Raw genomic sequence first — 14,461 nt, forward strand, 5'->3', positions numbered from 1 at the left:
TCATGGTGTTTTCGCGGTTGCAAGTCTTCGATAGACGATAGCTCCCCCGATGTTCAACTGCCGGGCAATCTTGGTTTTTGCTAAACTACTTTGGCATGGTCGCAGAATTCGGAAAAAATCGTACGCTAAGCTTTTTTCCAACCCTCATTTTACCCTCACCAACTCCGCCCAATCGGTCGTATAACGCTGCGAAATCCGCTCCGCCTTCGGCTTCCAGCTTTTATCAAAACCAGTTGCCGCGATCGAAACGGCACTCGGAAAGCGCCGGTTGATCCGGTCAATGGCTTTCATCAAGTGACTGTTTTCAGTAGATAGGCCGTCAACCATCAAGTCGAATACATCCATTTGCCCTGGCGTGGCTTCCGGCTGGATATGACTTAGCTGGACGCCGCATTTCTGATAGTTATAGCCTGTCCTGTATATCTCTTTGAGCATGCGGTTAGCGGTAGCAATGATAGACCGCGTGTCTTGCGTAGCCGCATTCAGCTTACTACTGGCCGCCCGTTGATATTGCGGCTCATCCGGATTGAATGGGCTGGTCCGGATAAAGATTGTAATGCAACCGGTCACCGAGTCTTGATTCCGGAGTTTCTCGGCGGCCCGGCTGCAGAACTCGGCCATGGCTTGCGACAGCTCGGCGTATTCGGTTAAGCGGCGGCTAAAACTTCTGGAGCAGACAATTTGCTGTTTATCCGGGGCGATTTCTTCCAGTTGCAGGCAAGGCGTGCCATTTAATTCCATCACGGTTCTGGCCACCACAACATTGAACTGGGCTTGAATGCGCTTGCCGGATTGGGACGCCAAATCCCAAACGGTATGAATGCCAAGCTGGTTCAGCTTGGCCGCCGTGCGCGGGCCTATGCCCCACACCTCGCCGACCGGCACAATGCGCATCAGTTTTTCTCGGCGCACCGGGTCGGACAGGTCCAGAACACCGCCGGTTTGCGGCCATTTTTTGGCGGCGAAGTTCGCCAGTTTAGCGAGTGTTTTGGTCGGTCCTAGCCCCACGCAAACCGGAATGCCGGTGGCTCGAACAACCGTTTTTCTGATCAGCTGGCCATAAGCAATTGGGTCTTTGCCGCAAGCGTAAACGCCGGTTAAATCCAGAAAGCCTTCATCGATCGAGTACACCTCAAGATTTGGGGCGAATTCCTCCAAAGTGGCCATGACTCTCGCCGACATATCGGCATACAGCGTGTAGTTTGATGAAAAAAGTTTAATTTGGTGCCGGTTGACCAGTTGCTGAATCCGGAACAGCGGCACACCCATTTTAATGCCCAATTTCTTGACTTCGGCACTGCGGGCGACGACGCAGCCGTCATTGTTGCTGAGTACGGCAACCGGCTTGCCGATCAGGTCAGGCCTGAACACGCGTTCGCAACTCACATAGAAGTTGTTGCAATCGACCAGGGCGATCAGCCGTTGCGGGGACATTACAGCGGGTGAATGACGTTGGTCACCACGCCCCAAATCACCGTATCCATCTCTTCACGAAGCACGATATCTTTATAAGCCGGGTTTTCCGAGCCTAGCACCCACTGGCCGGCCCGGCGCTTCAAGCGCTTGACGACCAATTCCCCATTCAGCGCGCAAATCACGATCCTGCCCTGCACCGGTTCCAGCGACCGATCGACGACCAGAATATCGTTCGGATGGATGCCGGCGCCGAGCATCGATTCGCCTTGCGCGCGGACGAAGAACGTCGCGGCGGGCTTTTGCACCAGCAGCTCGTTCAGGTCCAGGGTTTTCTCGATGTAATCGTCGGCCGGCGAGGGGAAACCGGCCGAGACTTTGCCGGAAAACAGCGGCAAGGTCACAGTTTTGGGGTTTGAAGCAGCGGAATAAAAATTCGTTGGCATAATGAGCATAGCGGGTTGAGAGCGAGGCGAAGTCGAAAGGCGTTTATTATGTTCTCTTTTTGTTCTCATTTTAGGCGCTTTTTGCTAAACTGCCAAACATCCCAAAAGCAAATGATGTTGACACAATGACTGAACTGACCCGCCGACAACGACAAATCTTCGAGTTTTTGCGCGATAACTACGAACGCTTTGCCTATCCGCCTACGCTCGACGAGCTTTGCGAATCCTTGGGCATGGCTTCGCGCGGATCGTTACACAAGCACATCAGCGCCTTGATCGACGCCGGACTGATCGAACCGTTCGCGAGCAGCAAACAAACCGGCATTCGTTTGACGGCCCAGGCGCAGCGGGATTATGCCGCGTGCGAACATGCCTTGCCCTATGTCGGCAAAATCGCCGCCGGCAAACCGATCGAAGCATTGGCCGATGTGCATTACCTGCCGGTTCCGGAGCTGCTGAAAAGCGACAAGCCGTGTTATGTCTTGCAAGTCAAAGGGGATTCGATGAAAGAGGCCGGCATTTTCGACGGGGATTGGGTGGTGATCGAGCAGCGCGATTACGCACGCAACGGAGAAATAGTCGTGGCGTTGATCGATAATCACGAAGCGACATTGAAATATATCGAGCAATCGCCGGGCAAAGTGCTGTGATACCGGCCAATTCAGCGATGACAACCCAAATTTATGCGCCCGAACAAGTTCAAATTCAGGGCATTTTGGTCGGACAAATGCGCAGTTACCGGGCGCATTAGCAACAAACCTTTAAACGTGGAGAGCCGCGATGCAACGCAAAATTCACATGCAGGATCAGGTCAGAAACCGGGTGGCCGAGATTATGGGCGATTGCCGGTCGGATTGCGCGACCGCCTTGGGGATGAAGGTGTTGGTGGTATCGGCGATTATGTTGGTTGGGGTTGTATGGTGATGGAATAAGTACGGGAATGCGGCGGTGGTTTGACCTTTTCCGGCAAGGCTGGGAGGATGGAGACGCCATGGGTTTTGGGGGGGGATGTTTTGAGAGATGGCCCGATGGTATTTATGTTGCCGGAGGCGGCGAATGATGATTAGGCGATTTTGGCCAATTTGAGACCGTCGAGATTGATTTCTGAGTAGCCGGTTTATATCCGCAATAGCTTATTCGTTCGTTTGGAATTGATTGTCCCTGTAACCCATTCTCTGACCGGCGTAAGGTTACAACGCTTAGCAAGAAGAGCGACGTCCTTAGAGTTGCTGCAGCGACTGAGGCGCTTTAGAACACCTTGCTGTGTCTCTGGTGTCCAGAAAACTTGCAGTTTCTTACGTGCCCTGGTTATGGCTGTGTAAAAGATACTGTGTGTGATGTCTTCTTCATTTGCATCGGTTATTACAATTTTAACAGTATTGTATTCCAGACCCTGTGCTTTGTGTATCGACACGGCATAAGCCACCTGAAACGGCACAGTAGTATTCAGGGAGTCGTCATCATCATCGCTGGTGTCAATTTCGTAAACTGAGAAGCGCACAATCGAGCCCTCTATCCATTTGAGCCCATATAAACCAGCGACGTCGAACTCTGTGAGCGGTCGGTCAAGCTCCACATCGAACTGGATCTGCCCAGGTTTGTAATCGATGCCCACAATACGCCCTTTAAGATTATTATAAATCACAGGGCGGAAACGCTCGGTCTCATAAAAAAGGACAGGGTCGCCGATTTTGTACGTAGACACACGCCAAGTAGTTGCTGCTCCGGGGTTGCTACACTGCAGGAATCGGTTGATGTTGTTGATACCATATAGGCCGTCGTAGTTCAGACACAGGATGATCTCGTCCTGACCTTCGGTTTCGAACAACGTCTTGTCGAGCAAGGTCGAATACCTATTGCGGGCCATGACTTCGGCGATGTCGTCTTCAATGTCTCGAACCTTATTCCAGAACTCCAAGAGTGAGCTATTTGTGGTTCTGTATGGCGTTGTTAGCTCGAACACCGACGTGCTCGGAATGAATGAGCGAATGATTCCGAACCAGTTGCCGAACTGGATTGACTCAATCTGGTAGACGTCCCCGACGAGTACGAGTAGTTTGAAGGAGGTCTTCTCCAGCACCTTGATCAAGTCTGCGTTACTGACGGTGCTGCACTCATCGATAACGAGGAGGTCGTACTCTACTAGATTGGATGCTCTCCTGCCAATCTGGCTGCTGATCGTCCGGAAGTCAGAGTTCTGAGCGGTTACTTTACGCTTGAGGTTGTCGATCGCAGGGTTGGTATGCGCGAGAAAGAGTTTCTGCTTGTCGTTGAAGTAGTGTGCAATGTGTTCTACCATCGTTGATTTGCCAGTGCCAGCTGCCCCGTAAATCAGGGCAATGCGTGATTGGCTGAACAACTGCTTGAGCGAATCCTCCTTCGCCGGGTCGTCAATGCAACGACGAGTTTCATTGAGCCAGCGCTCGACAGCTTGGGTGTACCCGGCGATCCCGGAAGATGCATAGTCCTGAAGCTTCTTAACAATGGAGACAGTGTCATTCTCATACCCGCAGATGAATACGTGTCCTTTGTTGTGTACGAGCCGACGCTCCGTATGCTTGCGGTAGAGCTTTCTATTGTAAGTGGAGATCAAGCCGTTGATATCTCCGAATTCCTCGAGGTCGACCACGGGCGTGTAGAGGATCCCGTGATGCTCCACGTTGTTCTTTACGCGTCGAGCCAGAAGTTCGTGGTTACGCCCGGTCGTATCGAGGCTCTCGACAAGGTCCCAGTACCGGGGATTATGCCCTGGTAAAGATGTACAGAACGGCATGGTATCGAAAGGGATGCAGGCGTATTGAAGCTTCATCCCGGAGAGATAATTACAGCCTTGCCTATCATACTGTGCCTTGAGTATCTGATTTTGCATCCGCAGCAAAAGATATCGGAGGATACTGTGCCCTGGGGCGGCTAACCTAACAATGCGGCGCGCTTCATCCAGTATGGGGAATATCAGCGGCTTGGCTACATCAGCCGTCCCTGCCGCCCTCACCATCGTGTACTTGTCGTCGGGCATATCAACCAGTTCGAGCAGACTGCCCGAGTCCGCCGTCAGCCTGCTCATCAGGTAACGATACTCCTTCGAGTTGGTCTGTATTTCTACGGTGATGCCCAAGAGAAGCGCAAAGTTTTTGAGTTCGCATGGACGGATCGACACCTCCCACTCACGGATGATGGTGATCGGCATTCTTTGGTCGAGTACTTCGATCGAGTCTCTCCGGAGCGTCAACATGGCCGCGTACTTGTCAGTCATATCAATATCGGTGAAGGCGATGATGCGGTCGAACTTGCTTACCTTGTTGGCAGCTCGGTAGAAGGTGACTTCGTAGTAGATGCGCCCGCCGACGAAGAATGGCCGCGATTTGTGAATGTAGTACCTATCGCGCGAACTGCTGTCCGGTCGATATGAACTGGCCGCCACAATTCTTGCTGCTATCTTCTCGTGGTACTCCCGCAGGGACGGGTCTAGGTCGACCGGGAAGTCCTCTAGGTTTACCAACACCGAGACCCCACAGCTGTCTCGAAGCAAGCTGCGGATGCGGTGGAGGTACTCGTAGTACTTGAGCATTAAACGCTCGGAAGCATCCCCGTCCAAGGTATAGTGGGATGCACTTATCTGAATCAGTTTGTGGAACTTGCCGAGGAAGTTGAAACTTGCCTTGCTCTTGACGAAGGCGAGTCCAGGTTCTACTGCGGTGTAGTTGAATTCGGCATTAGGTGATCCTGTGTGGAGACGGACCGCAACTCCCTCGACCAAATTACGGAGCTGTGAAAGGATGTTCTGCGAGAGCAATGCCCGTTGGTCAGCGAGCGATTCGATATTACGACAGATGGCCTCGTTAGCGCTCAGGATTTGCCTGCTGACCGTAGTCATTAACTGTCACATTCCGCTTTTATAAATAAAGCCATAGTTATCCATCTGGTATCCATTTTCACGTAGGTCCGCTCGACTTCAGAGTTAAGCCAAAGTGACATGAGGCTGGGTGAGGAATACACCGCACATACCTAGCGAAGTAAGAACGGACAACCCAACAACCCACTTTGCCTTCAGATTGAGTTTGAAAGTTGAATATTTCATACGCTTCTCCTTGGTTTCTGTTTGCGTTGACTTGACGATAATTTTCTTACTGTCGATGAGAGTTGAACTCACCGAACGGCTGCTTTTTTCTACTTGGCTTGAATGTTGATAGACAAGGTCGATTAAGCTTCCGTCCCACCCACTCTCATGTCACCTCGGTTCTCTTTCTTTGGCCTAACTAATAATTAAAAAGTTTCTGTATATCAAGTGACAGGTGGTAATAATAGCCGTTAATTATCGAATCGCCATAAAATCAGTTTGAGTGATAGTCCGCAATGGGCCGTTGCGTACCCTCGTCCCGTAAAGTAAACATAGAAGCATCGTCACATGAGTTTACCTGTTGGTATCCATTTTCCCACGAATCCTTACGGTCAACCTATTTAGCCCTTTCTATTATCCGCCAAAATCCGATAAACGCTCGCCTCTCCAATATTAAGCTGTCTTGCAATCTGCGTTTTTGTTACGCCATTGGCCGCGAGTTCAACGACTTCCTGGCGCAGTCCGGTGGCCAAAGGCTTTCGGCCTTTATACTTGCCTGCGGCTTTTGCCTTGGCGACGCCTTCCCGCTGCCTCTCCAACATGATTTCCCGCTCGAATTGAGCGACGCCACCCAAGACGGTCAGCATCAGCTTGCCGGTGGGCGTTTGCGTATCCATGCCCAGGTTAAGAATGCGCAGGCCGGCCTGCTTTTGTTCCAGCGTCTGAATAATGGCCATGAGATCCGCCACCGATCGAGCTAACCGGTCGAGCTTTGTCACGACCAAGACATCGCCTTCCCGGGTAAATTCCAAGGCCGCTTCTAACTGCGCCCGGACGGAAACCGAGGAAACCTGTTCCTGGAAGATTTTTTTGCACTGAGCCGCTTCGAGTTCTCGAAGTTGCGCTTCAAGCCCGGCAATTTGTTCAGTCGTCGACGTTCTGGCGTAACCGATAATCATATTTCTCTCAATAGAGTTTATAGTGCTGTGATAGAGTGTCTATCATAATGCAAATAAAGGTCTATTGATAGGCTTTTAAGCGGGGTTGTGACTCTATCATTAGATCAAGGTCTATTGAGAGTTTTGAGGTATGAGGGGGGCGCAGTATTGGAAAAATACAGCCACTTGTTCCAACTTCGAAACTATTGGGCATTCCATTCGAAAAATCGCCACTAAGTTCGATAGGAACCCAGCCAGATTTTGAATGCCTTGGATTGGCTCGATAAGACGACGTCAATACAGTTTGAGCATATAATTTAATCTTTTATTTCATTTCGCAAAATATTGGCTCAGGGTGACTCATTGCAGGCATGTAATTTTCGTACAACTGATGGCAAGGCATGTGCTCGATCAGTAAATGAAGACTCGCAATACTGTTCTCTACACTTCGGCTATGATCGCAAGATAACCGATGAGATTCTTGATAATCCACGCTTCGCTACTGATTTCCAAGCTGTTTTAGAGACGCATGATGGTGATTGGCGTGGTTTTATATTTCCACATGGAATTAAATTACCGAAGAAAATTACCTTTAAGGTAAATGCGCGCGAGTGTCGGCTGGCTTCATTTGACCTGAAAGATGTTGTTTTTAAAGAGTCAGTCGACTTCTCGGATGCCATCTTTAAAGGTGCCTTTGCACTGAGGAGTACCATTTTTGAAGATATCGTTAAATTTGACCGCTGCCGATTTGAAAGTTCTGTTGACGTTCTTTACGTCCAATGTAAAAAGTCTGCTTCGTTTTACCGGGCTGACTTCTTGGGTCGAACGATTCTAAGGGCAAACTTTCTTGCATCAGTCAATTTCAATGAAGTAGTCTTTCACGATGCAACGATCTTTTCAGGATGGCGAACCGTAAGCCTTAGAGCCTCATCTTTAATATCAGTGAATACGGTTGGGTTTATATCTGTAGGATCGAAGCCGTCGGTTGGTCAAATGATTCGTCATCTATTAGTGCAAACTAGGAACTCGATATCCCGATTCGCACAATGCTTTAAAAATATGACGGTAAATGCCGCCAAAAATATTCACAGGCGCCTTATGGCATTTCATCGTAGATTTGCTAAAGCCGACCCCGATACTCAAATCTATAGGGTATTTGAGGGTGTAGGGGAACTCAAGGGGGTTGTTTTCATGAAGCCAGATCAAACCTTGTTTTCTGAGGTCAATTTGTCCAAAGTATATTTTAGTGGAACGAATCTTCGAGGCGTCAGATTTCTCGGCGTTAAATGGTGGCAACCAAACTTCAAGCGAAATGGACTCTATGACGAAGTTTCCATACAGTTATCGACAGATGGTCCATATCGGCATTTGTCCCTACCGATTCTCGAGGAGACATGCAGAAATGCAAGAGTCGCTCTTGAGGAGAACAGGAACTTTAATGCCGCATCGGATTTTTACGTTGCAGAAATGGAAGCTGCTCAAGCTCAACTTCCTGGCTTTATGCGCCATTTCTTCAGTGTGAATGCGCTGTACAAAAGTGTTAGTAACTATGGTACAAGTGTGGCCACAGCAATTAGAATGCTTGTTTGGCTCTATTTATTGCATTTTTCCGCTTCGTTCTACCTTGAATTACAATCGGGTACTTTACCTCAGATGCAACAATTTTCAGAACAAGCGATTCGATCAATAAAAGTCTTGCTATTGACACCAGACCCGAAGTTCGCAAACGTTTCCACTACACAATCTTGGTTTGATATTGTCCTTCGCTTACTAGGACCTATCCAGTTAGCAATGGTTGCCCTCGCTTTCCGATCGCGTATAAAGCGACATTAATTGGCCTATTGTGAGGTCACCAACGGCTGCTTTCTGGCCATACAGTTTGCAGAATCTGAATTTAGCTGACTGTCCGGTTTGGAGAAACGTGACCGAAAATAAAGGGTCGTTTGCGTACCTTCGAGCCGTAAACACATGAGTCTATCCGTTATTACTCATCTTCGCACGAATCCTTACGGTCAGTCTTATTCGTTAGGCTTTTTACTACGAAAAAACGGGTTTTCTGACTCTCTTTCTTCGATATTATTAAGTACCATGCTCATGGATAGATTTACCGTTTGTTCTTCAAACATTTCTCCGGTTAGTTCTCCTGAAATATCCATTGACTTGATGTTTACTTTAACTTTTGATTTTGTTAGCTCGCTTAATGCGGCTGAAATAGACTCTTGAACCGATCCGATAGTTACGTTTTTAATTGACATAAGTGTAAAAAATGAAAGAAAAGAAGAAATGGATATAATTGGTGTGCGTGCTTGGGAAACCTGAAAATTACGGCTCTTCCGGATTTGCCGTGGTAATAGCGTATCGATACCGAACAAGAAAAGAAAACATTATTTAAGCAATTGATAAGAAATGTAAATTTATCATTACGAATTTGCTTTGTCGCTAATTTGTCGAACTACCACGGGAAATCCGGAAGAGCCAAAATTACTCCCAGTTAATGCTTCAATGCTATTTTCAAGCCTTAAAAGACAAGGAGATTAACGTTGTTGTTAGTGACATTGTTTTTGTCTGTATAAATAAAGAAACAGCGTTCCCTCTCCCTGTCGTCATGCTTTCTTAATTCGTTATGCGCTATTTCTTCCTCGGGAACTCTTTCGAAAACAACTGCCAATTCCGAATAAGGCTGATTATTATTTTCCTAAAGCTTTAAGGATTGCAGTCTTATAGACGTTTTCTTCTGGTAGAGTAACGTTATTAAATGCTTCCTGTAACTTATACACCGTCGTCGAGTGCGAAACTGTTTGTTTTAGCGGAACAAGCTGCCCATCTATCTTCGGTTCGCTACCATTATGGCCATACACAAGGAATGTAATTGATGCAGGCTGAAGTGAATATCGGATTAGTCCGTCCTGTCCACCCAACCTATTCATAATCCTTTCATAGACAGGATGCGGGCATACAAAGAAAAGCCCTTTTTTGCACAAGCTTTCGCGCTGAAGAACCTGTCCCTTGTATATCAATTGGGGGAGTATTCGCTTTGATACATTTTCCCAATTTAACCCTGCCGTAGTTTTGACCGTGCTTCGATCATTTATCAATGCTTCATATCCGTTTCGGTAAGTTCCTGTTGTGTCTATTGTTTGGACTTCAACAGCTACGAACTCTTCCAATTCTCCAGAAACATCCAGTTTTGCAAGCACCCAATCCACAAAGTAGCCGCCTCGACCAGACTTCTGGGGTAAACGAAGCTCTCCACCCCATCGCCTGCCAAAGACAGCGACACAAACTTCATTATTTGAAGTGGTAAATTCCAACGCCTCGCGCCCGGGCACAAGTTTAAGTCCTTCGCCAAACGCCTTATCTGAAACATCCCGTAATATCCGATAATTATCAGCATACATTCGGATTGGGCAGCAAATAACAGGTTCCGATGTCATTGGCTTTAGTGAGCATACCCCAGAAGTAACTCCGTCGTTGAAACTTTTCTCGCACTCTTCGTCGATTATTGGGCATTCCTTGGTTACGGCTGCATTTTTCGCTGCATCAGATATGTCATCAGTACGGAAACCAAAGAACTCCCATATAATACCCGCCATTAGATTACTCTCGTCAGTTCTTTGGTGTCTCGACCAAGCATATTCGAGACACTCCTGCCTATTGCTGCCGCTAGCAATGGCGGCACCGCATTACCCACTTGCTCGTACTGCTCAACACGCGATCCCGAAAACCAGAATGTATCTGGAAATGTTTGGATACGTGCAGCTTCTCGAACGGTGAATGCACGATCTTGGTTGTAGTGGAAATATGCCCCCCAATGAGGGTCACATTTAGTAAGGATTGTCGAAGCGAGTCCCTCTGGGTCAACTCTCCCATAACGCTTTGTATGATCCGAGCGACGAGCTCTTTGCATCCCTTTCGGCAATAAATCAAACGGAATATCTGTCCAATTCCCTCCCGCAGGTATATGGGCCAAGCGCTCTAAGTTGATCTTGCTCAAGCGGGCCGCTTGGTGGTTAGCAACACCCTCCGACCCAGCGCGCATGATTCTCTGAAATTCGTTTTGAGGAGATACTCTATATAGTTTTAGGTCTCGGCCAAGCTCACCATTAATTAGTACTGGCAAGTCATCAATGGCATCCTTTACAGACACAAAAGAAGGCAGTTCAACTGATTGTGGAAGAGATACAATATTGCGGCCAGCGAACCTTGAAGTGAAATTCACCCTGAGCGGGGCATGGCAAATAGGTTCAGGAAATGCTTCTTGAATGTTGCCTCCATCCCTTAATCCAATAATGATAGTTCGCCATCGCGTTTGAGGGACTCCATAATGGGGAGCATAAAGTATTCTCACATCGGCAGTATATCCATGCTTTTGGAGTGCGGTCAGAATTGCATCTAGAGTGCCACCTTCTTCAAAAGACACCAACCCCGGAACATTTTCAATCAATACGGCACTTGGGTAAAACTCATCAACAAACCGCAGAAATTCTTTGAACAGATGGTTTCTTTCATCTTTCTTAGAACGCACTGGCGCATTAATAGAAAAGCCCTGGCATGGAGGCCCGCCCGCAAGAAGGTCTAGCTCGCCTTTTTTGACTCCAAGCTTGCTTCTGATCTTCCTGGCATCAACCTTTCGTATGTCCCTCTGGTCTACAAGAACGTCGGGGTGGTTGAGAGCAAAAGTTTCAGCATACCTAGACTGAATTTCATTAGCATAAAGAGCTTTAAAGCCAGCTTCCCGCAATCCCTCTGAAAGACCGCCCGCCCCGGCAAATAAATCAACCATTGTGAGGTTCTGATTGCCAGTCATTGAGATTATCTGCCGTTTGCTCATTTCGCTTCACTTTTATAATGTTGACGTTTTTCAGGAACAAAAAGATCTGCCTGTTGGGCACTCCTATGTTGGTTTACGTAATCTCTCATGAACTCTCTAATGATCTGCGCGGCAGGCCTATTCTCGGCCTTGCAAGCAACCAAGAATTCCTGATGGAGGTCCGGTTCGACCCTAATTCGGTAGTTGGATGATTTCGGCATTGGACATACATTGGTAACACATTTGTGTATCCATTATAGATGTGTCCGAGGAAACATCAAGATCTAATGTAGCTGGCAGCTTAGGGTCGTTTGCGAACCTTCGAGCCGGGAATCACATGACTTATGCAACCACTATCACATAAATTTATTCGCTATTGCCCATTTCGCACTCATCCTTATGGTCAAACTATTAGATTCTCGATGAGAACCCGGTAACCCTTTTTCTTCTTAGCATCGAAACTTTCCCTGCGGCTTCCAATGCTTCCGGTTCGCTGTCGAACCAATTTTCCGCACTGTTCCGGGCGATCCCACTCTGCCCCATTCCCGGACCAACGACCAATCGCCGTCTAAGCCGGGTGAAACAAACATCTGATAGAACCGGTGCATGTTTTGATCGGGATCGTGGCGTTCCAGGTAGATGCGGTTCATGGCTCACCTCAAATATCCGCCACCAACTTACTCAACCGCTCCTGCCCCGCATGCGTGTATATCTGCGTCGTGGCAATACTCTCATGGCCCAATAACGCCTGAATGTCCACCAGCTGCACGTCCTTTTCCAAGAGACGCGTGGCGTAGGTGTGCCGGAGCTTGTGCGGCGTGACTTTCTTTTGGATGCCGGCCTTGTCGATCATTTTCTTTAAATAAGCCCTGGCTGCATGCGCACTGGCCGGCTTTTGCCCCGGTTTTTTGGCGAACAGGTATTCATCCGGCGTTTTACCGACGATCGACAACGCCAGCACCCGGCCGAAACTTTCCGGCAACGGTACTTGCCGTTCCTTGTTGCCCTTCCCTATCACCCGTAATGATTTGGCCACGCCATCGACGACGCGGATCTGGTGCACTTGCAGGCTCAACGCTTCGCTGATGCGCAGGCCGGACTTCTGGATCAGCTCGAACAACAATTCGTAGCGCTGTCGCACTTTAATCGCCGAGGCCCGACTGCGGCCAAATATCGTTTCCGGAATATCGTCATAATTGCGCGTCGAGCGATTGAAAATGTCTTGTTCTTCCGGCTCCAGCCAGACCGGCATACGTTTTGGCCGTTTCGGTTTCTCGATTTGGTAGATGGGGTCATCTTCCACCAGGTCGTTGCGCTTGGCCCATTTGTAAAACGTGGCCAGACAGGAAATCTTTCGAGCGATCGCATGGGGGCCGACTTTATTCTTGGCCAAGTGCTGCACGAAATTTTCCGCCGCTGAGGATTTGCACCGCCGCCAATCCAAGCCCTCGCCTTCCAACCATCGTTGCCAGACGCCTAAATCCGAGTTGTAGTTGTAGCAAGTCGCATCGGAGTGGCCCTTGGTGTATTTCAGATAGGTCAAAAACTCTTTTCGGATTTGTCCGAACGTTTTTTCATTTTGATCTTCCATCTCTCCTCCATGCCGCGTTTCGAAACCTGTTAGGAATTTTTTGGCCATTTTTTGGGCCCGGCGGCGATTTGCGATTTACTAAAATGGCTATTTTAGTTTATGGAACTTAAAATGCCAAAACGTAAATATTTAGGTTTCATGCAAAAAATCGCCTATTAGGAACCGCAAAAACACACAAAACCAAGTCCCGGCAACCCTAAATTTACCGAAGCGAATGTTTTAGTAACTTTTGTACGTAATCCCCCAAGTATTAACACCTATACTCATTCAAAATGACAAAAACTGACTCTTTCGCTATTATGGGTTTGGGATTGAATAAGCGTTAGCTCTAACAGGATTGTGTTAGTGCTAACGGATCATTTTGGGCGTTATACACATGGCTACTTCAAATCGAGAGCGACAAAAACGATTTTATGAATCCAGAACCCAGACCGGAGCATCGAGAATTTCTTGTTGGCTACCTGCCGAAGACAATCGACGACTGCAACGGCTAATCGAACAGATGAGTGAAACCGGTAACGATAAAACCGGTTATGCCGATGTGATCAGTGAGGCATTGAAGCGTTTGGAAATCGAAATGACGCCGGCCGGCGCCAAAAGCATGATGCGCTATGGCCTGCTCTACCTAAACAACGTAAACAACGAGGGTAAAAATGAACGACGATAAGCGCGAAGTGATAGTCACCGACATCCAGATGCCTTTCATGTCGATGGTGTTTTTCATGGTCAAATGGGCGATTGCCTCGATACCGGCGATTATCATTCTGGTCTTCATCGGCTCTTTTGTTTCAACATTTTTCGCCGCGTTGATACGTTGATCCAGTTATCCACAAAATCTGTGGATAACCTTGTCATTAACTCGTCATATTCGCTTTGCATACCTTTAGCCTCAAGGGGTTTAGAATTTTGACTAAAATTTGGACAAGCTTGTTTGGGCACATACTTACCCCCCCTGAAACGGTGGCGGAAGCTGTTGAAATGCTTCTGGGGTTATTGAGCGTCGAAGAAAAGTTCGAGATTGCGGTGATGCCGAAGGACAAACTATTCGATTTGCACTTCGGCCTTGGCTTGGCGATCCGGAATGCGTTTAGATTGCATGAGCCTGGGAACAAATTGCAGGCGTCGTGCGGCACGTCTCACTCTGATGATGCTTCCTGGGTGATAATTAGCGCATTATGGCGAACGTTACAAACATGGGAACCGTAA

At 48.2% G+C, this 14,461-nt stretch carries 14 protein-coding genes and 1 pseudogene; 6 read left to right on the forward strand and 9 right to left on the reverse strand.

Annotated elements, in window-relative coordinates; genetic code table 11:
* Positions 1–144: 144 nt before the first annotated feature.
* The gene (locus tag ACINK7_RS23025) at positions 145–1,434 is read right to left on the reverse strand and encodes a Y-family DNA polymerase (RefSeq protein ID WP_404361556.1); all 1,290 of its coding nucleotides are present in this window, start codon (positions 1,432–1,434) and stop codon (positions 145–147) included.
* On the reverse strand, positions 1,434–1,859 hold the full coding sequence (locus ACINK7_RS23030) for a LexA family protein (protein ID WP_404361557.1): 426 nt from the start codon (positions 1,857–1,859) through the stop codon (positions 1,434–1,436). Before ACINK7_RS23030 ends, ACINK7_RS23025 begins: the two co-directional genes overlap by 1 nt.
* Positions 1,860–1,984: 125 nt before the next feature.
* Here ACINK7_RS23030 and lexA point away from each other — a divergent pair.
* A pseudogene (gene lexA / locus ACINK7_RS23035) lies at positions 1,985–2,610 on the forward strand (transcriptional repressor LexA).
* Positions 2,611–2,639: 29 nt separating this feature from the next.
* The gene (locus tag ACINK7_RS23040; protein WP_404361559.1) at positions 2,640–2,783 is read left to right on the forward strand and encodes a hypothetical protein; all 144 of its coding nucleotides are present in this window, start codon (positions 2,640–2,642) and stop codon (positions 2,781–2,783) included.
* 193 nt (positions 2,784–2,976) lie between these two features.
* On the opposite strand, the gene ACINK7_RS23045 is transcribed toward ACINK7_RS23040, so the two are convergent.
* Both ACINK7_RS23045 and ACINK7_RS23050 read right to left on the reverse strand, forming a co-directional pair.
* Positions 2,977–5,733 (reverse strand): ATP-dependent RecD-like DNA helicase, encoded by a 2,757-nt coding sequence (locus ACINK7_RS23045; protein ID WP_404361560.1) that lies wholly within the window; start codon positions 5,731–5,733, stop codon positions 2,977–2,979.
* Between the two features lie 584 nt (positions 5,734–6,317).
* Positions 6,318–6,875 (reverse strand): recombinase family protein, encoded by a 558-nt coding sequence (locus tag ACINK7_RS23050; RefSeq protein ID WP_014133132.1) that lies wholly within the window; start codon positions 6,873–6,875, stop codon positions 6,318–6,320.
* A gap of 324 nt (positions 6,876–7,199) precedes the next feature.
* Between ACINK7_RS23050 and ACINK7_RS23055 the strand changes: the two genes are divergently transcribed.
* Entirely contained in the window at positions 7,200–8,687 is a 1,488-nt protein-coding gene (locus tag ACINK7_RS23055; RefSeq protein ID WP_404361561.1) for a pentapeptide repeat-containing protein, read from the forward strand.
* Positions 8,688–8,872: 185 nt separating this feature from the next.
* Here the strand turns inward: ACINK7_RS23055 and ACINK7_RS23060 are convergent, their stop codons facing one another.
* The 5 genes from ACINK7_RS23060 to ACINK7_RS23080 all read right to left on the reverse strand — a co-directional run bounded on the left by ACINK7_RS23060 (position 8,873) and on the right by ACINK7_RS23080 (position 13,303).
* On the reverse strand, positions 8,873–9,109 hold the full coding sequence (locus ACINK7_RS23060; RefSeq protein WP_404361562.1) for a hypothetical protein: 237 nt from the start codon (positions 9,107–9,109) through the stop codon (positions 8,873–8,875).
* 432 nt (positions 9,110–9,541) lie between these two features.
* Positions 9,542–10,447: a NotI family restriction endonuclease gene (locus ACINK7_RS23065; protein WP_404361563.1), complete on the reverse strand. Its 906-nt coding sequence runs from the start codon at positions 10,445–10,447 to the stop codon at positions 9,542–9,544.
* Positions 10,447–11,685: a DNA cytosine methyltransferase gene (locus ACINK7_RS23070; RefSeq protein ID WP_404361564.1), complete on the reverse strand. Its 1,239-nt coding sequence runs from the start codon at positions 11,683–11,685 to the stop codon at positions 10,447–10,449. The genes ACINK7_RS23065 and ACINK7_RS23070 overlap by 1 nt, the downstream gene beginning before the upstream one ends.
* Before the next feature lie 428 nt (positions 11,686–12,113).
* Positions 12,114–12,314 (reverse strand): WGR domain-containing protein, encoded by a 201-nt coding sequence (locus ACINK7_RS23075; protein ID WP_404361565.1) that lies wholly within the window; start codon positions 12,312–12,314, stop codon positions 12,114–12,116.
* A gap of 8 nt (positions 12,315–12,322) precedes the next feature.
* Entirely contained in the window at positions 12,323–13,303 is a 981-nt protein-coding gene (locus ACINK7_RS23080) for a tyrosine-type recombinase/integrase (protein WP_404361566.1), read from the reverse strand.
* 328 nt (positions 13,304–13,631) lie between these two features.
* On the opposite strand from ACINK7_RS23080, the gene ACINK7_RS23085 reads away from it, so the two are divergent.
* The 3 genes from ACINK7_RS23085 (at position 13,632) to ACINK7_RS23095 (ending at position 14,461) form a co-directional block, all read left to right on the forward strand.
* Positions 13,632–13,922, forward strand: coding sequence for a hypothetical protein (locus tag ACINK7_RS23085; protein ID WP_404361567.1), 291 nt, complete (start codon positions 13,632–13,634; stop codon positions 13,920–13,922).
* Positions 13,909–14,073 (forward strand): hypothetical protein, encoded by a 165-nt coding sequence (locus ACINK7_RS23090; protein WP_404361568.1) that lies wholly within the window; start codon positions 13,909–13,911, stop codon positions 14,071–14,073. The genes ACINK7_RS23085 and ACINK7_RS23090 overlap by 14 nt, the downstream gene beginning before the upstream one ends.
* An 88-nt stretch (positions 14,074–14,161) precedes the next feature.
* Entirely contained in the window at positions 14,162–14,461 is a 300-nt protein-coding gene (locus tag ACINK7_RS23095; protein ID WP_404361569.1) for a DUF6794 domain-containing protein, read from the forward strand.

The sequence above is a fragment of the Methylotuvimicrobium sp. KM1 genome (assembly GCF_044788715.1).
Taxonomy (GTDB): domain Bacteria; phylum Pseudomonadota; class Gammaproteobacteria; order Methylococcales; family Methylomonadaceae; genus Methylotuvimicrobium.